Here is a 17,412-nt window from a genome sequence, read left to right as displayed (position 1 = left end):
AGCTTCAGCTGCGTCTATGATAAGGAGATAAATGCAGATGGACTTAACATGGGACCTGGAGAGCCTGTACCCCTCATTCCAGTCAGATCAATTTCAAGAGGACCTTAAACTTGCGGAGACCCTTGCCAACGGCCTCAAGGCATGGGCGGCTCTTCATTTAAAGGATAACGATAATGCGGCCAAACAAACGGAAGAGTTCCTGGAGCGTTACAACGCGTTTAAAAGAGTATATCTCTGCCTGTTCAGTTATGCGGAGCTGGTCTTCAGCAGTGACAGCGGTAATACAGAAGCAGTGAACAGCATGGATGAACTGGAGGATACCGCAGCCGGTGCGGGCGAAGCGTTGGTGAGCTTCAGCAAATGGCTGGCCCAAGTGAGCGCGGAGGATCTGGAGAACATCATACAATCTAGCGATTATCTTGCTGGACACGCCTTTTATCTGCGCCAGCTTCAGAAGCAGTCACAGTATTTGCTCAGTGAAGAGGCTGAGACGGTCATTGCCCGGATGCAGAATACCGGTGCCAAAGCTTGGGAAAGACTGTACATGAGAACCTTGTCTACATTGCGCGCGGATGTGGAAATGGAAGGTGCGATTCGTAGTCTGGCTCTACCGGAACTGCGAAATCTGGTCTATGACAGTGATCCACGGGTTAGAAAAGCGGCGTATGAAGCTGAGGCCGAGGCTTGCCGGAACGTGGCGGAACAGAGTGCGGCCTGCCTCAATGCCGTGTGCGGAGAAGCGGCAGCAGTCTATGAGCTGAGAGGGTATGCTTCGCCGCTGCATAAGGTGCTGGCAGCTTCGCGCATGGATCAAGAGACGCTTGAAGTCATGCTTCAGGCTATAGAGGAAAGCCTGCCGGTCTTCGGGCAGTACTATCTCCAAAAAGCAAAGCTCCTGGGACATACGGGGCCGCTGCCATTCTATGATATCTTTGCTCCGGTTGGCGGGGAGTCTTCTGCCAGAATTACCTATCCGCAGGCGCAGGAGCTTATCGTAGCAGGATTCAGCACGTTCAGTGCAGAACTGGGAGAGTTTGCCCGCAAAGTATTCGACCGCCGCTGGATTGATGCTGAGCCAAGAGCGGGGAAGGGGAATTTCGGCCTATGCGTGGATATCTATCCGATCGGAGAGAGCCGGATTATGACGAGCTTTACGGGAAGCTATATGGATGTCAGCGTGCTGGCGCATGAGATTGGGCATGCATATCACAGCAGCTGCCTCGCCGGGGAGACGATGGTCAATACCGATTATCCAATACCGATTGCTGAGACGGCATCGATCTTTTGCGAGAGTCTGATTAATCAGAAGCTGCTTCAGTCCGCCCCGGAGGGGGAAGTCTTAGTTATCTTGGAACGAAGCCTCTCCGATGCCGGTTATTACATTGTTGATTTCTACGCCCGCTACCTGTTCGAAAGCCGGCTGTATAATAGAAGGAAATCAGGAGCGTTAACTGTTGAGGAGCTTAACAGTCTGATGCTGGAGGCAATGACTGCCGCTTATGGTGACAGTGTCGCTCCGGAGTCGATTCATCCATACCAGTGGATCAGCAAAGCCGGATATTATATGACAGGCAACGAGTTTCTGAATTTCCCTTATTCGTTCGGGCTGCTGTTCTCCAAAGGACTATATGCACAGTATAAGAAGCGGGGCGGGGATTTTGTAAACCAGTATCAATCCTTCCTGGCAGCCAGCAGCAGAACAACCATTGCGGATGCCGCGGAACTGATGGACATTGATGTGCATTCGCTGGAGTTCTGGCGGGATGCGCTGGCTCTCATTGCAGAGGATATCCTGCAGTTTGGGGCGGGTAGTTCCTTTTTGCCGGGAAGTGTGGTAGAACAATAGAAGGAGTATACGCCGCAGCGGCACAGAAAGGGATGCTTGATTGAATGTACGTAGTGTGTAAGGAACATGTGGAGCTGGCCATCGACAAGTTTGTGGACGAGTACGAGGATGCACCGGATATTGTGGATCTGAAGGAAACCGAGTTCTCGGACTGGGACCCGCCGGCGAAATGTGCGGAATGCGAGAAAAATGCGGAGTATTTGGTGGTCTAGGGACCTTCAATAAGTAATCAGGCAAGAGTAGAAAGGGGCAGTTCAAAAGTAGTTTTTCTACTAGTAGAGACAGCCCTTTCTCATTTTCAAAACCACAAAAGGTCAACAAGAGCAGCCATTCTCCCATCACTGGAGAATGGCTGCTCTTTGTTTTTGATCAATTGCAGCTTGCTTCAATAGATTATGAGCAAGGGAAAGCCTGTGACGCTTATCAAGTGAGGCGCCTGTTCATAGCCGACAACAGTGTGCATTTCAATGGCATCGGCGGCCCTAACCCTACTCTCACGACACAAGCGCTGGCTACCCGGACGGCAGAGAAGATTGTCACTAAGTATTTCAGCTAACCACCCATTGCGGTGGCATAATACAGGACGGCTCCTGATAAAGCGATAATAAGCAAAAAGGCGGCTGCTTTTCCGAGCACTTTCATTTTTCTTGCACCCCTTCCATATGCATTCTTTTGTTATGCATGAAGTATGCACGGCGGCAGGGAAAATATACCTCAATGGAGCCCCACCAAGGGACTATCTCAAATGCTTTGGAAAAAGCATAAGGGGATAGCCCCTTTTTCGAAATTCAATAATTTATTTCTGTATCGCTGCTTCGGAAGCATATGCTCCTTTTTAAGGACGGCATAACCGTTTCCACTTGCCTCTAACTCATGGTATTTTATTCCGAATAATCCAATAATGGATGGGGAAGATTATGTTTTGATAGGAGGAGCATATGAAAACGAAAAAAAGAGTAACTGATCCTTTCGGAAACAAACTGAAAGAATTAGATAAAACAATTGAGTTGAAGATTTCCAGCGAACTGGATGACAATGAAACGGCCCTCGCTCAATTGTTTGCCAATTGCTCCGATCTAGTCGTGCGCAAACTTCATATGTTTGGCTCCATTCCGGGTATGGTCGTTTATCTGGATGTATTAGTTGACGATCAACTTTGGGATGACGGTTTCTTGGAGCCTTTGATGCAGCCCGAAGCAGCGTCCAGCAGCAGCTCCACCCACATCTATGAAATACTGAACTTCAAATTGGCTTCCATCGTACAACCCCGTATCGCTACCAATATGAATGAAGTCGTTCAAAGCATCGTTAGGGGAGAAGTCGTTCTATTCACCCAATCCTCCACGGAGGCGTTCTCCTTTGGGCTCAAAGACAAGCTGCATCGTCAGCTTGAGGAACCGGCAACGGAGGCAGTCATTCGCGGTCCGCGATACGGTTTTATCGAGAAACTCGACATCAACCTTGCCCTCATTCGCCATCGGCTCCGGACGCCCCGGCTAAAGACGGAGAAGCTCTGTGCAGGAAGGCTTTCCCAGACTGACGTGATAATTGTGTACATTGAAAATCTAGCAGAACAAAGCGTAGTTGAAGAGGTGAAAAAACGGATATCCAGCATTGATATGGACAGTGTGCTGGAATCCGGTTATATCGAGGAATTGATTAGCGACTATCCCTATTCACCCTTTCCCCTGATGCAGGCAACTCAACGGCCCGATTTGGTTTCAGGTTCCCTGATCGAAGGTAAAATTGCGGTCCTGATTGACGGTTCGCCGAATGTGCTCGTTCTCCCGATCACATTCTGGTTTGGTTTTCAGACAGCCGAGGACTATTATACTAATTTCATATACGTTACGATGCTACGATGGCTCAGATATCTATTTGCCTTTTTAGCGATGGCGCTCCCTGCCATATTTATTGCGATCACGACCTTCCATCAGGAAATGATCCCGACAAGCTTGGCCCTCAGCCTTGCAGCGGCGCGGGAAGTTGTCCCCTTTCCAGCAATAGCGGAAGGATTGATCATGGAAATTACCTTTGAGGCGCTGCGCGAAGCAGGAATCCGCCTTCCCCGTCCAGTAGGCCAGACGATCAGCATTGTGGGCGCACTTGTCATTGGACAGGCTGCCGTTCAGGCAGGTATTATTTCCGCTCCGCAGATCATCGTCGTATCCGTTACAGGTATTGCTTCCTTTCTCATCCCGAACCCGGGCATGAGCCAGGCGATCAGTATTATACGGTTTCCGCTTATGCTTCTCGCTGCAAGCTTCGGTCTGTATGGAGTTGGGATTGGCTTGATTTGCGTCTTGATCCATCTGGTAACCCTGAAATCCTTCGGTGTTCCCTATATGACACCAATTGCACCGTTTAACCCCACAGGACTAACGGATACTTTGATCCGTGCCCCATGGCGGGTAATGCGGAGGCGTCAAAAGCAAACACAGCGAAGAATGGAGTGAAAGGAGCAAATGACCAGAATACTCCGGACATTCAGGTTCCTGGTTATTTTCGTTATTCTCGGATTGACGACCGGCTGCTGGGACCGCAATGAAATGGACGATCTCGCTTTGGTTATGGCAAGCGGAATTGATCTTACAGATGACGGACAGCTCGAAATAACCCTTCAGATCGCCCTTCCAACGGGAATCCCCAGTGCCGTACAGTCCGGGGGGAGCGGCAAGAAATCAGTCATCGTCATCTCGGCCAGCGGGAAGAACTCATCGGAAGTGACAGGGAAACTGCAGCAGCAATTGTCTCGTGCCATCTATTTTGGGCATAGAGGCGTCATCATTTTCGGAGAACAATTCGCCCGGCATGGTATCAATCAGGTAGTGGATACATTTACCAGATTTCCTGAGAGCCGCTCCAATAGTTATGTGCTAACAACTTATGGAGAGACAGCCAAAGAAATTTTGAACACCCCCTATCAGCTTGAACTCATTCCGGGTATCGGTATCAACAAAATTCAATCCAGCAAATTAAGCTTTCCTGTCAAAATCGACGAATTCTTGAATGCTCTGTCCTCACAAGACAGATCACCGGTTACCGCTGCCATAAGGGTCATTCATAAAGGTACTGATAAGGAAACGTTCACGATTGACCGGGCTGCAGTTTACCATAGAAATCAACTATCCGGATACTTGTCATCCGACGAATTAAAACTATTGCGCTGGTGGACAGGGGGGGGACACCATTTGAGGTTTACTGTGCAAGTGGAACCTGAGAACGAACAATACGGAGGGACCGTAGGTGTTGAACTGCTGCAAAGCGGCATGAAAATGCACTTGGTAATCCAGAATGACCTCCCCGAAGTAAAGGTCTCGTTACATGCCACCGTCCGGGAGATCGATAACGATTCGAAGCTGGACCTGAGCAAAGTGAATCATATGAAACGTGTCGAAACCTTGTTGTCGAAGCAAATTCAAAGCGAGGCAGAGAGCATGTTAACGCATGTGCAAAAAGTGCTCCAGTCGGATATCCTCGGCATCGGAGAGGATGTCCACATCGAGTATCCGTATGCCTGGAAAAAAATGAAGGATGAATGGCTTGATATTTTTCCTGAGGTTCCCGTGACTATCGATGCCCACATCAAGATTGAACGAACGGGCAAAACGCACTCCCCCGCGCATAAAGAAAAAACGGACTGACTATCAACCGGAAGAGGGCTCTTTGCGATGAAGATGAAATTGACGGGTATACAGGTTTTCTGGATCATCCTTATCATGGATCTCGGGATGACATTGGTCATGACGGTCACCCCAAGCCTACAGGCAAAACAGGATGCGTGGATTTCCGTTATCGTTGCCGGAGGTATAGCTTCGCTGATCGCACTCTTGGCGACGCAAGCCGCGAAGCTATACCCTGGGCAGACGTTTTTTGAATACAGTCATTTGATTCTTGGGAAATGGATCGGCAAAGCTGTAATCGTAATTTATTTGGTTCAATGGTATACGATTACCCCGATAATTCTCCGCCAATTCTCCGATTTGGTCCAAGTCATGCTGCTTCACGGGACACCGAAAGAAGCGGTCATGCTTCTGATGATCTTCGTGATTGTCTATGCAACCTACGCAGGCGGAATTGAAGGCATTGCCCGCTGCGGCGAGGTTCTGGGGCCGATCATCTTGCTCATGATTGGCCTTGTCCTGATCGCTAGCGCCAACAATATCCACTGGAGGAGCATCCTCCCGGTCTATGCGGATAGCGGAATGACGGGAATACTGGGTGGAGCGCTGGCACCAGCCTCCTACCTCGGTCATTCTGTTGAATACCTTATGTTTGCCGCATTTTTGACCCAGCCGCGCAAGGGGGCGTTGTACACGTTCGGGGCCGTCTTGACCTCGGTTTTCTTTGTACTGATAACAACGCTGATGGTGATCTTCACTTTAGGGGTCAATCTTTCCTCTAACATGTGGTACCCTTTTTTCGAAATGACCAAAAAAATATCACTGTTCGGCTTTATTGATAATTTCGATGCGATTCCGGTCGTCATATGGCTCGCCAGCGTATTCGTCAAATTTGCTGTGATGCTCTTCCTGATGAGCTATGGCACCGCCCAATTTTTGCATGTCCGCAACTGGAGGAACCTGATTTGGTTCATTGCCCCGGTTATGTTTGTATTTGCGTTAATTCCCCAAGATGTAACGGAGGCGACTTCAAATTATTTGCAGCGTTACTGGGTGCCGTTTGCGATGCCGGTGAATATGCTCGGCTTGCCCTTACTCTTGCTTGTAGTAGGTAAATGGAGACAAAGGAAACGGCCTGCTGCTGCGGATCATGCTTAAAACCGTATGTTCAGAGGAGATTTGGCAGGACCGCCTTACGTCCAGCCGATTCACAGCGGCGTTAACGACCCGAACGAGGTGGTTGTCTGAAATATCTTCTTCCAGATCCATTAAGAGTGGTTTCTTTTTTGCGTTTTTATAAGTATTGCAGTACATTTCCAATAAACAGCGGAGAGAACGAAATGATTGTGGAAAAGCGGTAGCGGTCGCCTTGGTCTCCGGATTTTCACCGCTAAGGGGAATGAAAAAAATCTGGAGAGCACAGCGATTGGAACAACGTTGCGTTCGCGGAGCGTACACCCAAGTGCTCACGGTAATCCTACTTAAAAACAGAGGGCTATCCCAAGCATGAACTGCACCCCGTCAAGTAGACAGCGTAAATAATAAAAGATCCTTAAGCGGCCTTAGTCCTGAATTCATTGGGACTGAGGCCGTTTAGTTTTGCCTGTAACCGTTCGTAATTGTAAAAATGTATGTAATTATCAATGTCTTGTTGGAGCTCTTCAAAGGTTTGGTAGGTATGCAAGTAGTACTTCTCACATTTGAGTGTCCCCCAGAAGGATTCCATGGGTCCGTTATCAATACAGCAGCCCACCCGGGACATGCTCTGCGTTAGTTCTGCCTCGTCCAGCATCTGCTTAAAGTGCAGAGAGGTATACTGGAAACCACGGTCGCTATGAAGTAAGGGGTGGGTCTCTGGTGCTGCCTGCAAAGCCAACTCCAGCGTCTTAAAAACCAGCGAATTATTATTAGAATGACCCAGAACGTAAGCAACAATGGACTTGTCATGTAGATCTTTTATTGCACTTAAATACGCCTTCCGCCCGTTACCATATTTAAATTCCGTTACATCGGTTACCCACTTTTGGTTTGGCATTTCCGCCTCGAATTTACGGTTCAGTACGTTCTCTGCAACCTGCTGAGGCGCAGAGCCTACGTACTTCTTCCTCTTTCTGCGGATGACGGACTGGATGCCTTGGAGCCTCATGAGACGGTACACTCGCTTCGCGTTAATGACTCTACCCATTTGTCTGCGCAAATGCAGGGTCAATTGACGATACCCAAAGATTCGTTCCACCTTCTCATACAGGAGAAGCATGGCCTGTGTAAGCTTCACGTTGTCGGTCTCCCGGGAACTGGGTTCACGATTCAACCATTTGTAGTAGCTTGACCGTGAGATCCCTGCGATGTTACACAAAAGCTGAATAGAGCAAGACTCCTCTTGCTGAACGGCCTGAATAGCCAGGTAGATGTTCTCCTGACGAACGTGACTTAGCGTCTCCTCCTTTCGAGTTCCTCTAACTTTTTTAGAAAAGCATTCTCTGCACGCAGCCGCACATTCTCATATTCCAGCTTTTGCATCGCGAGTTTGTGGCGATCTGCTTCTGTGAGCTCTTCAGGTGCTTTGGTACGTCCTCTGCCGTCTCGTAATGCCTCTTCGCCGCCTATTTCGTACTTCTTCACCCAGCTATATATTTGTTGGTAAGAAACCTGGAAATGGTTTGCTGCCTTTGTGTAGTCTTGTCCATTCGACAGGCAGTACAGCACGATATCCATCCGTTCCTGCCAAGTGGTTACGCGTCCTTTGGTCATAGCTCTAGTTCCTCCTGAATTAGCTGTTAAGCTGCTGCTATGACCATTATACTTCTTAATCCAGTTGGCGAGTTGGGTTCGACTTGCGATCTTATACTTGTCGATGATTTGATATTGCGACAATGCCCCCTCCATATAATCTTTAACGGCCTGGCGCTTAATTTCCACAGTATATTTTCGGTTGCAGGACCGGACTTCCAGCCCCTCAAAACCGTACAATTGATAACGTCGTCGCCACTTCACTAGAGATGTTTTAGATAATCCGTACTTTCGAGCTGCAGCCTTGAGCCCGATCTGGCCGCATTCAACCTCTTGGAGAATCGTTAATTTTTCAAATGCTGTAAACTTCTTTTGTTCCATAAAAATACTCCCCATACAGTAACAGGTTTTTATTATTTCACCTGTCTACTATATGGGGAGCATATCAAGCAGCCATTTCATGGCTTTTGGGACAGCCCCTTTTTTGTGGAAACATAGGGAATTAAGCATCCGCCAGTTCGCCGGTCCGGCTGCTACGGCGGTACATAAAGGCTGAAAGAATAGCAATTCCTGCCGCCAGTGAAAGTCCCCAGTAGATATTGGAGTAAGCCGACGAGAGCGATAATCCGCGCTGCCACTCCAAAGCGCTGGCTGCCAGAGCTACGCTGAATGCTCCGCTGAAGAACTGAAGCAGCTGGAACAATCCCATACCGGAGCCGATCTGGGCAGAAGGGAGAATCCGCGAGATTTCATTGGATACACTGCTGGACAACGCCGTAAAGGACAGGCTCATGATCATATAGGTCAACATAACCGCAATCCAGGAGTGCGCGGCGAGCAAAGCAAACAGGACGGTGGCGGTTAGCACAAGGAGCGGTGCATATCGCAGAATGCCCCCATTGCCATACCGGTCAATAATCCGCCCTACCCCCCGGGAGACGATAATCGCCAGCAGTGACCCCGGAAAGATAACCAGCCCGGCGTGGCTTGCACTGAAGCCGAAGCGGTGGGTCAGAATCTGCGGCAGCAGAAACAAGGTGGCAAAGCTGCATAAATAAGAAGCGATTCCGACCAGTGACAGGACCAGATAAGAGCTGTCACGGAACAGTGCAGGCATTACGAACGGATCGGGAGTGCTGCCAATGCGGCGGATGAACAGGGCAAGGGAGGCCACTCCGGCGATCAGCGCAATCCAGTATCCGCCGGTCAGAAACAGCAGAAGGCCGGTCGTTCCGATGCCGAGAAACAGTCCGCCGAGCGCGTCGAATGAACCGCGGCGGGGCACTTCTCTGGGCAACAGCACCAGAAACAGCGGCACCAGAAGCAGGATGGCGGCTGTAACGGCGAACAGCCAGTGCCAGCCGAGATATTCGACGATACTTCCGCCGGCCACCGGACCGAGACCCAGGCCAAGCGAAACCGCAGACATGATGGTCGCCATTGCTTTGCCGCGGCGGGCCAGCGGGACATAGCGGGTGAACAGCACGAGTGACAGGGACATCACCGCGCCTGCACCGGAGGCCTGCGCAATACGTACAATCAGCAGAAATACGAAATTCGAACTGAAGAAGCCGGCAATCGCCGCCAGGCCAAGCGTCAGCAGACCTATAGTAAGCAGCCTGCGAATCGGCAGGAAGTCGGAGAGCCGGCTGAATGTGATGGAGGCGATGGAGAACATGATCGAATACCCGGTTACGATCCAGGAAGCTGATGCAGCCGAGATGCCGAATGTTTCAGTCACATCGGGCAATGCCAGGTTGAACATAGCGGTATTCATTATAACGAGTACAATGGCGACACTGAACAGAACGGTCAGCAGCCCTTCCCGTGGAAGAGTGGCTTCCACCGAAGGGGCTGAGCTGTCCACTGCAGGTGGATATGTAGAGCTTGAGCTCATGAGAGGGCCACTCCTTTATTGTTTGATAGTTCGATTACTTACGAACAATTGAAATATAGCATGCAGTAAGGTAAAATGCAATTAGGGATTTTAAAATATTTTGCACCCATCTGCACCACAAAGGGGATATTTATCTATGAAGATACTGTATCATCCAGACCGTAAAGACATTCAACTGGCTTCCGTATTGTATGCGCTCAGCGATCCTCTTCGATTATATGTTGTTTCGGAAATCCGCAAGCATGGTGAACAGGCCTGCAACAGCTTCAATGTCCCTATCGCCAAATCGACCATGTCGCATCATGCCCGCACGCTGCGCGAGGCGGGAGTCGTCCATACCCGTGCCCAGGGAACACAGCGCCTGCTGTCGCTGCGCTCTGATGACCTGGACGAGCGTTTCCCGGGCCTGCTGGATTCCATATTGGAGGCCTATGAATCGGCTGGTGAGTCAAAGCTGCTGTTTATGGAGAAGACGGAAGAGCACTAGCGGCAAGCTTTCGAAAAGGAAAAAGAACCCTGCCATCAGCAGGGTCCAGTTCATACTATGCAGATTAAGGCGCTTGCCTCAGGCGTATCCTATCATGTTCATTCTTCTTTTCTTGAGCTGTTAGCGGTTTGCAGCGGTCTTGCCGGTTACAGTCTGGCCCTTCAGCGGATTAAGATTGTCCTTCCACCGGATATGGAGGGACCGGGAGCCGAACAGGTCGGCTCCGTTCGATACCTGGTAATGCAGATGCGGCTCGCTGGAGTTGCCGGAATTACCAAGCTTCCCGATGATATCGCCCGTTTTGACCGAATCGCCTTTTTTTACGGTTACCGAACCTTGCTTCAGATGGGCCAAAAAGCTGTATTCTCCGCCGTGGTCAATCACGACCAGATTGCCTGGGGGTTCTTTTTCATTCATCACGCCCACAGGGGTATTATCGGGGATGTCATTTATGACTTCGGTGACGATTCCGTCAGCAGGGGCGGTGACATTCTTTCCAAAGGCATGGTAGCTCTCATTGCGCAGCGGATCTCCTTCGTATGAAAGTCCATTCACTTCCTGCACGAAATCATAGGCGTAGCGCTGGCTTTCGTACTCATAATGATAATTGTTCAGCACGTTGTTGCCGCCCCAGAATACAAACCAATCCCCTTGGAACGGCAGCGTCATGGCAGTCCGGGTCAATAACTTATCCGTCTCGGGATAGGTGGTCAGCTCCGTGATGTTCAGGCCATGAATGATGCCCGCTTCATCAAAAACAGCAATAATCCCCTTATGGCCATCATCGCTTGTCCATATCCGGTGTTCGGTGCCATTCAGCCGCATCACAGTGGAAGGCTCAAAGGCAGTGACCCCTTGAATAAACGCCGAACCCATCTCTTTGACCTCCTCTTCACTGATTTGCTGCTTGAATTCAGGGCTGAACCGCTCATAAATCCCGCTGAAATTGCCGCTTAACAGGGCCCCAGCCAAATTCTCCGGCTGTACGGGCAGTTGTCCGCTTTTGCTGGTTTCAGGGGATGCGGAAGGCGTAACTTGTGCTGCCTCCTCTGTGGGGCTGGCAGATGCTGATGACTCCGGACTGTTATTCATCGAATTCTCTCCTCCACAGGCTGATAATAAGACGGCCAAGACCGTCGTACCAGCCATCATTTTGCTGATGCTTCGCATATGTTGTTCCTCCCGGCAGTGCTGTTGTCCTATCGTCTCTTTATTGTAGCTAGTCAGTATTTCTGCCAGTATAACACTGCATTAACGGTTGCTTAACTTTGAACAACAGTTTTGGCAGACGAATTAAGCTATTGTTAAGGTTATGCGTCCAGCCTGGCGGAGCCAATCATGTTATGATAGTTGCGATTACTAGATAGATTGAACTTGAGAATTACATTTAAGGAAAAGTGCGGAGGGGAATTTTGGAACTGTAGGAGCGATAGTGTCCGCCTTTAGGTTTGGATTTCTACCGCGATTCGCGGTTAAAATCAGGAAATCCAAACCTAACAGCGGCCGGAAGTCCAAATATTCTCTGTAGTCATGGCCATTCCCAAAATAGAAGAATTATAAGTTCAATTTATATAAATCGAAAGGGGAACTGGCATGAACCATGCTGCCATTCTGCTCGTCGATGACGAGGCGTCCATTGTTGAGCTGATCAAGACGGTACTTTATAAAGAAGGATTCACGGATATAGATTCGGAGGGTACGGGTGAAGCTGCTATTCTGGCCTGCCAGAGCAAGGTGTATGACCTGATTGTGCTGGATGTGATGCTGCCGGGGCGCAGCGGGATTGATATTTGCCCTTTCCTGCGGCAGACGACGAATGCGCCGGTGCTGTTTTTGTCTGCGCGTATTTCGGATTTTGACAAGCTTACCGGCTTTGCGGTCGGCGGCGATGATTATATCACCAAACCGTTTAATCCGCTGGAGCTGGTGGCCCGGATCCGTTCGCAGCTTCGCCGTTATCTTGGTGACGCGGGCGGGACGGAGCCTGTTCAAAATAAAGAGGGGCAACACGGACAGCCTCCCCAGAGAAATGCCAGGCAGGAGCGGCAGCCGGTTCAGCAGAACATTAGCTATGATTTCGGAAGATTTCAGGTGGATGAGACGGCGGGCGAACTGAGAGTGGAGGGTGAAGTGGTCACCTGTCCGGCGCTGGTGTTTCAGTTGCTGTTATTTTTCTGCAAGCATCCGAACCGGCTGTTCACCAAAAGCGAGCTGTACGAGCGGGTATGGGGCGAGGCCGCGCTTAGCGACGACAATACAGTTATGGTGCATATTCACCGGATCCGCGAACGGATTGAACTGGAGCCTGCCAATCCCGTGTATCTGGTCAATGTTAGAGGACTGGGGTATAAGCTGGTACAGCGCAGCGCGAAGGAAAAGGGACAGGCATGAAGATGAAAAGGCGTCTGACCCTCCGGTTCGTGCTGCATTCGGCCATCGCCGGATTGGTTGTGCTGCTTATTGCGGCAATCACCGTTATGTGGGTGCTGCTGCGGCTTTCGGAGATTAATCTCACCGATAATTTTGTTTCCGTGGGTTTGGAAAGGCTGGTTGAGTCCTCCGAGTTCGGAGCGGACGGCGTTATCTTCGACCCGAAGCTGCTGGAGCAGGTCAAGCAAAATAAAGGCTGGCTGCAAAGCCTGGATGAGAACGGAAAAGTAGAGAAGTCCTATAACACGCCTTCTGATGTTCCCGCGCAGTATAATCCGGGGGAGCTGGCCGCCTATTGGCAGCAGCAGCAGAATTTCCCGTATGATGTCTACCTCTGGATTCAGGAGAAACACGGCAGAATATACACGCTTCTCTATGGGGTGCCTCAGGTGCTTAAGCCGCTATTGCAAGCGGTCAGCGAAGAACCTTCCTCCTATGCGGAGGGGAAGCTGCTGCTTTCAGCTAAGACAGAAAGCCGGATCCAGGCGCTTGACGGTTATGTGCAGCTGCTTAATCCGGAGGGCAGTGAGGTGGCGGCTTTTAACCGGCCGGACTCTGCTCCAGCCAAATATACTGTACAAGAGCTTGCCTTGCGCTCGAAGTATGCGGGAAGATACGGATACCGTATGGCGTTTGACTATAATGAAGATACCGGTCAGACCTGGGTGGTAAGCTTGCCCAATGATATGGCAAAGTCATCGGGCAAGGCCCCCCTGATCTCTGCAGAAATGCGCATTGTACTGACTGGAATTGCCGGGATGCTGGGGGCGACGCTGCTGATCTTTGCGCTGCTGTCCTTCTTGAACGCGCGCCGATTCGGCGCTCCGATGTTCCATATGCTGGCCTGGCTCGATTTCCTCGGGCAGGGCTTTTATGACGAACCGGTGGACCGCAAGGGCCGTCCGCGCAGCCGATTGAAGTCAGGCAAGTGGAAGCGGCGTTATACTATCTTTGCCGATGTCATGCTGTCATTGGACCAGCTGACCGGAATTCTGCGGCGTGACGAGGACCGGCGGCAGCGGACAGAGACCCTGCGGGAAGAATGGATTACCGGCATTACCCATGATTTGAAAACCCCGCTCTCCTCCATTAAAGGTTATGCCCATTTGCTCGCAGAGGATACTTATGACTGGTCCTCTGAAGAAGTCCGCAAGTTCTCTGCAATCATGCTGGAGAAGTCGGCGCATATGGATACGCTGATCAGCGATTTGGCCATTACCTACCGGCTGAGGTCGGGTATTCATGTCCCGCAGACCGAGCCCGTGGAGATGAGAGCCTGGCTTGGCAATGCGCTGAAACAGGCCGCGGCCAACCCGGAGTATGGAGAGGGTCGGATCATTTATCAATCCCCTGACACAGAAATTACCGCCAGGATCTATCGGCCTTGGATGGAGAGGGTCGTCGGCAATTTAACGGCCAATGCGCTGCTGCATAATTCTTCGGACACGCAGCTTACCGTAACGCTGAGTGCGATGGATACCGGCGGATTGGTTATTATTTTCCGCGACAATGGCCAGGGGATGGATGAGCAGACGGCGGCGAATTTATTCGAGCGGTATTACCGCGGGGGAGATACGGCTTCCACAACGAACGGGTCCGGTCTGGGCATGGCGATCTCCAAGGGATTGGTCGAGGCGATGGGTGGACAGATCACCGTGAGTTCCGCCCCCGGCAAAGGAACGGAAATCCGGCTTATCTGGGATGGTCTGGCGGCTGTTACTTTCGGCTAACGTTTCCGCCAATGGTGCCAAGCTTAATTTCACCGTTCCCGGTCTGGGAAATCACGGCATCGCCCGTAATATGATCCATATCCAGTGACCCGTCTCCGACAGCAACCTCGGCCGAACCTGCTACTTCGGTTACCACAACATGTCCATTGATATTATCGATATCAACATCGGTACCAATATTGCGCACGGTGATATCGCCGTCTCTATTGGAGAGTGTTACCGGACCTTTGGTGTCGATAACCTCCAGATCACCGTTCACGTTGTCCACTTTCAGTGAGGCCGAGAGATCAGCAACCTTAAGTTTGCCGTCTCTATGTGAGTCCAGCTCCACAGCCAGTTCACGCGGAAGTGTAATCTCCAGATCTACGGACCCGGAGCCCATAGCCAGCATCTGGCTGCCAAAGGAAGCATCCAAATATGCAGTAGCCTCTTCTGCCCGCAGCTTCAGCTTTAATTTATCCATACTTATGCCTTTGGCGGTGACCACGGCGTTGACCTCAATCGTATCCGTGTCTGCACCGTTTACTTCAATTTCCCCGTTGCGGTTGTCTATGACCAGCTTCGTCAGCTTGGCTGCATCCAGTTCAAGCTTCTGAGTTGACGATGTTTCTTCGCCTTTGCTACAAGCGGTTACTAGCAGCAGGCAACCTACGATCATTAATCTCGATGTCCAGCGCATTTGAATTCCCCTTTTCTAAATTTAATATGGAAGAGCATTGTGTGCCGTTATGAGACATCACGTTTGACGAACAGGGTGTGCGAAAGAAGATGCATGACTGCCAGATGAAGCCCTATAAAAGCCAGAGAGAAGCCGAGCGTCATGCCTTTCACCGCCGGATCACCCAAGAAATAACCGCTAAGGTCGGAATGGGAGAAAATAAAGAAACGGGTCCACGTCCAGCCGTTCATAGCGATGGAAATAACAAATCCGGCCACGGAGACGAACAAGGGAATGACGATAGCAAAGATAGGACTGCGAAAACCCGCAGATATCATAAAAGCCAATGTAACTGAAATGAGCAGAAACGGCAGATGGAACAAGTAACTGCCAAGGATTGAAAGCAGCATGGGCGTTTGGTGCACGGTGTGATCCCGCACATACATATAGCTGTCTCCAAGACCGCCCCAGCCGAACATGATTCCCCCGAACAGCAGGGAGAGCAGAAGGCCGAGCAGCGTCAACCCCAGTCCGAACAGGATCGCAGCAATATATTTGGCGGTATAAACCTCTGTCCGGCTGGCCGAGCGGGTCAGCAGCAGCTTGATCGTGCCGGACACAAATTCGGCAGCTGCAATCTCTCCGGCAATAATGATTGAGATCAGCGAGACGGCAAATATAATGTTTCCTGAAAGATCCCCCGCAAAGCTCCAGGCATTCGTCTCAGGCGGCAAATTATGCTGCAGGGAGTACTCGTTCAGCAAAATGTTTTTCTCCGCCTGCCGTATTTCAATCTGCAGCGCATCCGGTTCGGCAGCTTCCTCTGCCAGCCGGTGATTCTCCTGTTCAAGCTGCGACCTCCAGTCTGCCGCTGCGGTGGCCCCATCTCCAGCACGCACATTGATGATCTGAAGGATGACGAAGACTGCAACGAGAGCAATGAGCACCCAGGTGCGTTTTCTTTTGTAAATCTTCATATTCTCATTTCGGATATAGTTAATCAGCTTCAATGTCCTTGCCCTCCTGTAATCTCAAGGTATTTGTCTTCAAGCGTCCGCTTCACCGTATTCACCCCGTATACGTTAATGCCTGAATCCAGCAGCTTCTGGCTGATTTCGGGAATGCGGTTCTTGGGTAGGCGTACACGAAGCTGATTGTGGCCGGCAGTAATTTCCGCGCCTGACAGGAAAGCTTGCAGCACCTGCACCGCCAGCTCCGGCCGGTCCACCTCGAACTGGACGAGCGCGTCATCCTCCTGAACCAGCTCCGATAAGCGATGCACGCCGATCAGCTTGCCTTGCTGGAGCACGGCAACGCGGTCGCACATCATCTCCATCTCGGACATCAGATGGCTGGAGATCAGAATGCCGACATTCTCCTGGCGGGCCAGATTCTTCAGATGCTCCCGCAGCTCGTGGATGCCCGCCGGATCAAGGCCATTGGTCGGTTCATCCAACAGCAGCAGGGAAGGCTTATGCATCAGCGCTACGGCCAGGCCGAGACGCTGCCGCATCCCCAGCGAGTAGGTACTGACTTTTGCAGAAATGCTCAGCTCCAGTCCTACAAGCTGGATAATCTCCTTCAGCCGGTCCTCGGTAACGCCCGGACTCATTCTTGAGAAGAGGATCAGATTGTCATATCCGGATAAATATTTGTACAGATCGGGCTGTTCCACGATAACGCCAACCTTGCCCATAGCTGCGGAGAATTGCTGCCGGGTGTCGATCCCGTCAATAATGACCTGTCCTTCCGATTTGGAGACGAGTCCCACGATCATGCGGATTGTCGTTGTTTTTCCAGCTCCGTTGGGGCCCAGCAGGCCCATGATTTCTCCTTTTTCCATTTCCAGTGATACATGGTCTACAAGAGTTTTGCGGCCAATGACCTTGGTCAGATCCCGTATTTGAAGCAGCGGCAAAGCTACCCCTCCCTTTTCCAAATGATTGTAGTAGGATATAATTCTGCATATCGCTTAGCTGAATCCCGCTGGCCTTAACCTACCAAGCGGGCT

The 17,412-nt window shown here is 50.8% G+C and carries 15 protein-coding genes; 9 read left to right on the top strand and 6 right to left on the bottom strand.

Annotated features, from left to right (window positions below):
• The first annotated feature begins 37 nt into the window (after positions 1–37).
• From NST07_RS33995 to NST07_RS33970, 6 genes are all read left to right on the top strand, one after another.
• On the top strand, positions 38–1,846 hold the full coding sequence (locus NST07_RS33995) for a M3 family oligoendopeptidase (protein ID WP_342480892.1): 1,809 nt from the start codon (positions 38–40) through the stop codon (positions 1,844–1,846).
• Between the two features lie 44 nt (positions 1,847–1,890).
• Positions 1,891–2,058 (top strand): CxxH/CxxC protein, encoded by a 168-nt coding sequence (locus NST07_RS33990; protein WP_063829780.1) that lies wholly within the window; start codon positions 1,891–1,893, stop codon positions 2,056–2,058.
• 161 nt (positions 2,059–2,219) lie between these two features.
• Entirely contained in the window at positions 2,220–2,402 is a 183-nt protein-coding gene (locus NST07_RS33985) for a hypothetical protein (RefSeq protein WP_342482006.1), read from the top strand.
• 382 nt (positions 2,403–2,784) lie between these two features.
• On the top strand, positions 2,785–4,302 hold the full coding sequence (locus NST07_RS33980) for a spore germination protein (protein ID WP_342480891.1): 1,518 nt from the start codon (positions 2,785–2,787) through the stop codon (positions 4,300–4,302).
• A gap of 9 nt (positions 4,303–4,311) precedes the next feature.
• Positions 4,312–5,490 carry a Ger(x)C family spore germination protein gene (locus tag NST07_RS33975; RefSeq protein ID WP_342480890.1) on the top strand — a complete coding sequence of 393 codons (1,179 nt, stop codon included), beginning with the start codon at positions 4,312–4,314 and terminating at the stop codon, positions 5,488–5,490.
• Between the two features lie 27 nt (positions 5,491–5,517).
• The gene (locus tag NST07_RS33970; RefSeq protein WP_341097432.1) at positions 5,518–6,627 is read left to right on the top strand and encodes an endospore germination permease; all 1,110 of its coding nucleotides are present in this window, start codon (positions 5,518–5,520) and stop codon (positions 6,625–6,627) included.
• Between the two features lie 394 nt (positions 6,628–7,021).
• On the opposite strand, the gene NST07_RS33965 is transcribed toward NST07_RS33970, so the two are convergent.
• A protein-coding gene (locus tag NST07_RS33965) for an IS3 family transposase (protein ID WP_342480166.1) occupies positions 7,022–8,580 on the bottom strand; the annotation gives its coding sequence in 2 pieces (ribosomal slippage) (positions 7,022–7,947 and positions 7,947–8,580; 1,560 coding nt in all).
• A gap of 121 nt (positions 8,581–8,701) precedes the next feature.
• Positions 8,702–10,096, bottom strand: a complete 1,395-nt coding sequence (locus NST07_RS33960; protein WP_342480889.1) for an MFS transporter — start codon at positions 10,094–10,096, stop codon at positions 8,702–8,704.
• 136 nt (positions 10,097–10,232) lie between these two features.
• Between NST07_RS33960 and NST07_RS33955 the strand changes: the two genes are divergently transcribed.
• On the top strand, positions 10,233–10,583 hold the full coding sequence (locus NST07_RS33955; protein ID WP_341097430.1) for a helix-turn-helix transcriptional regulator: 351 nt from the start codon (positions 10,233–10,235) through the stop codon (positions 10,581–10,583).
• Between the two features lie 120 nt (positions 10,584–10,703).
• Here NST07_RS33955 and NST07_RS33950 read toward each other — a convergent pair whose 3' ends face one another.
• A complete protein-coding gene (locus NST07_RS33950; RefSeq protein WP_341097429.1) occupies positions 10,704–11,753 on the bottom strand; it encodes a peptidoglycan DD-metalloendopeptidase family protein in 1,050 nt (349 codons plus the stop codon).
• 423 nt (positions 11,754–12,176) lie between these two features.
• Here NST07_RS33950 and NST07_RS33945 point away from each other — a divergent pair, with 423 nt between their 5' ends.
• Positions 12,177–12,974, top strand: coding sequence for a response regulator transcription factor (locus NST07_RS33945; protein WP_342480888.1), 798 nt, complete (start codon positions 12,177–12,179; stop codon positions 12,972–12,974).
• Entirely contained in the window at positions 12,971–14,743 is a 1,773-nt protein-coding gene (locus NST07_RS33940) for a HAMP domain-containing sensor histidine kinase (RefSeq protein WP_342480887.1), read from the top strand. Before NST07_RS33945 ends, NST07_RS33940 begins: the two co-directional genes overlap by 4 nt.
• On the opposite strand, the gene NST07_RS33935 is transcribed toward NST07_RS33940, so the two are convergent.
• Genes NST07_RS33935 through NST07_RS33925 form a run of 3 tightly spaced genes read right to left on the bottom strand, consistent with a single transcriptional unit; the run spans position 14,730 to position 17,319 of the window.
• Positions 14,730–15,422, bottom strand: a complete 693-nt coding sequence (locus NST07_RS33935) for a DUF4097 family beta strand repeat-containing protein (RefSeq protein WP_341097425.1) — start codon at positions 15,420–15,422, stop codon at positions 14,730–14,732. The genes NST07_RS33940 and NST07_RS33935 overlap by 14 nt on opposite strands.
• A 47-nt stretch (positions 15,423–15,469) precedes the next feature.
• On the bottom strand, positions 15,470–16,411 hold the full coding sequence (locus NST07_RS33930) for an ABC transporter permease subunit (protein ID WP_341097424.1): 942 nt from the start codon (positions 16,409–16,411) through the stop codon (positions 15,470–15,472).
• Positions 16,408–17,319, bottom strand: coding sequence for an ABC transporter ATP-binding protein (locus NST07_RS33925; protein WP_342437790.1), 912 nt, complete (start codon positions 17,317–17,319; stop codon positions 16,408–16,410). Before NST07_RS33925 ends, NST07_RS33930 begins: the two co-directional genes overlap by 4 nt.
• Between the last annotated feature and the right edge of the window lie 93 nt (positions 17,320–17,412).

Source organism: Paenibacillus sp. FSL L8-0340 (assembly GCF_038593145.1).
Classification (GTDB): Bacteria; Bacillota; Bacilli; order Paenibacillales; family Paenibacillaceae; genus Paenibacillus_AQ.
The sequence above is the reverse complement of the archived record's forward strand: the minus strand, read 5'-3'. Positions and strand labels throughout refer to the sequence as shown.

Excerpts from the sequence above, each read along its gene's own strand:
- NST07_RS33980 (WP_342480891.1), top strand. The coding sequence starts at position 2,785 with ATGAAAACGAAAAAAAGAGTAACTGATCCTTTCGGAAACAAACTGAAA.
- NST07_RS33945 (WP_342480888.1), top strand. The coding sequence starts at position 12,177 with ATGAACCATGCTGCCATTCTGCTCGTCGATGACGAGGCGTCCATTGTT.
- NST07_RS33935 (WP_341097425.1), bottom strand. The coding sequence starts at position 15,422 with ATGCGCTGGACATCGAGATTAATGATCGTAGGTTGCCTGCTGCTAGTA.
- NST07_RS33975 (WP_342480890.1), top strand. The coding sequence starts at position 4,312 with ATGACCAGAATACTCCGGACATTCAGGTTCCTGGTTATTTTCGTTATT.
- NST07_RS33955 (WP_341097430.1), top strand. The coding sequence starts at position 10,233 with ATGAAGATACTGTATCATCCAGACCGTAAAGACATTCAACTGGCTTCC.
- NST07_RS33940 (WP_342480887.1), top strand. The coding sequence starts at position 12,971 with ATGAAGATGAAAAGGCGTCTGACCCTCCGGTTCGTGCTGCATTCGGCC.
- NST07_RS33950 (WP_341097429.1), bottom strand. The coding sequence starts at position 11,753 with ATGCGAAGCATCAGCAAAATGATGGCTGGTACGACGGTCTTGGCCGTC.
- NST07_RS33960 (WP_342480889.1), bottom strand. The coding sequence starts at position 10,096 with ATGAGCTCAAGCTCTACATATCCACCTGCAGTGGACAGCTCAGCCCCT.
- NST07_RS33990 (WP_063829780.1), top strand. The coding sequence starts at position 1,891 with ATGTACGTAGTGTGTAAGGAACATGTGGAGCTGGCCATCGACAAGTTT.
- NST07_RS33995 (WP_342480892.1), top strand. The coding sequence starts at position 38 with ATGGACTTAACATGGGACCTGGAGAGCCTGTACCCCTCATTCCAGTCA.
- NST07_RS33970 (WP_341097432.1), top strand. The coding sequence starts at position 5,518 with ATGAAGATGAAATTGACGGGTATACAGGTTTTCTGGATCATCCTTATC.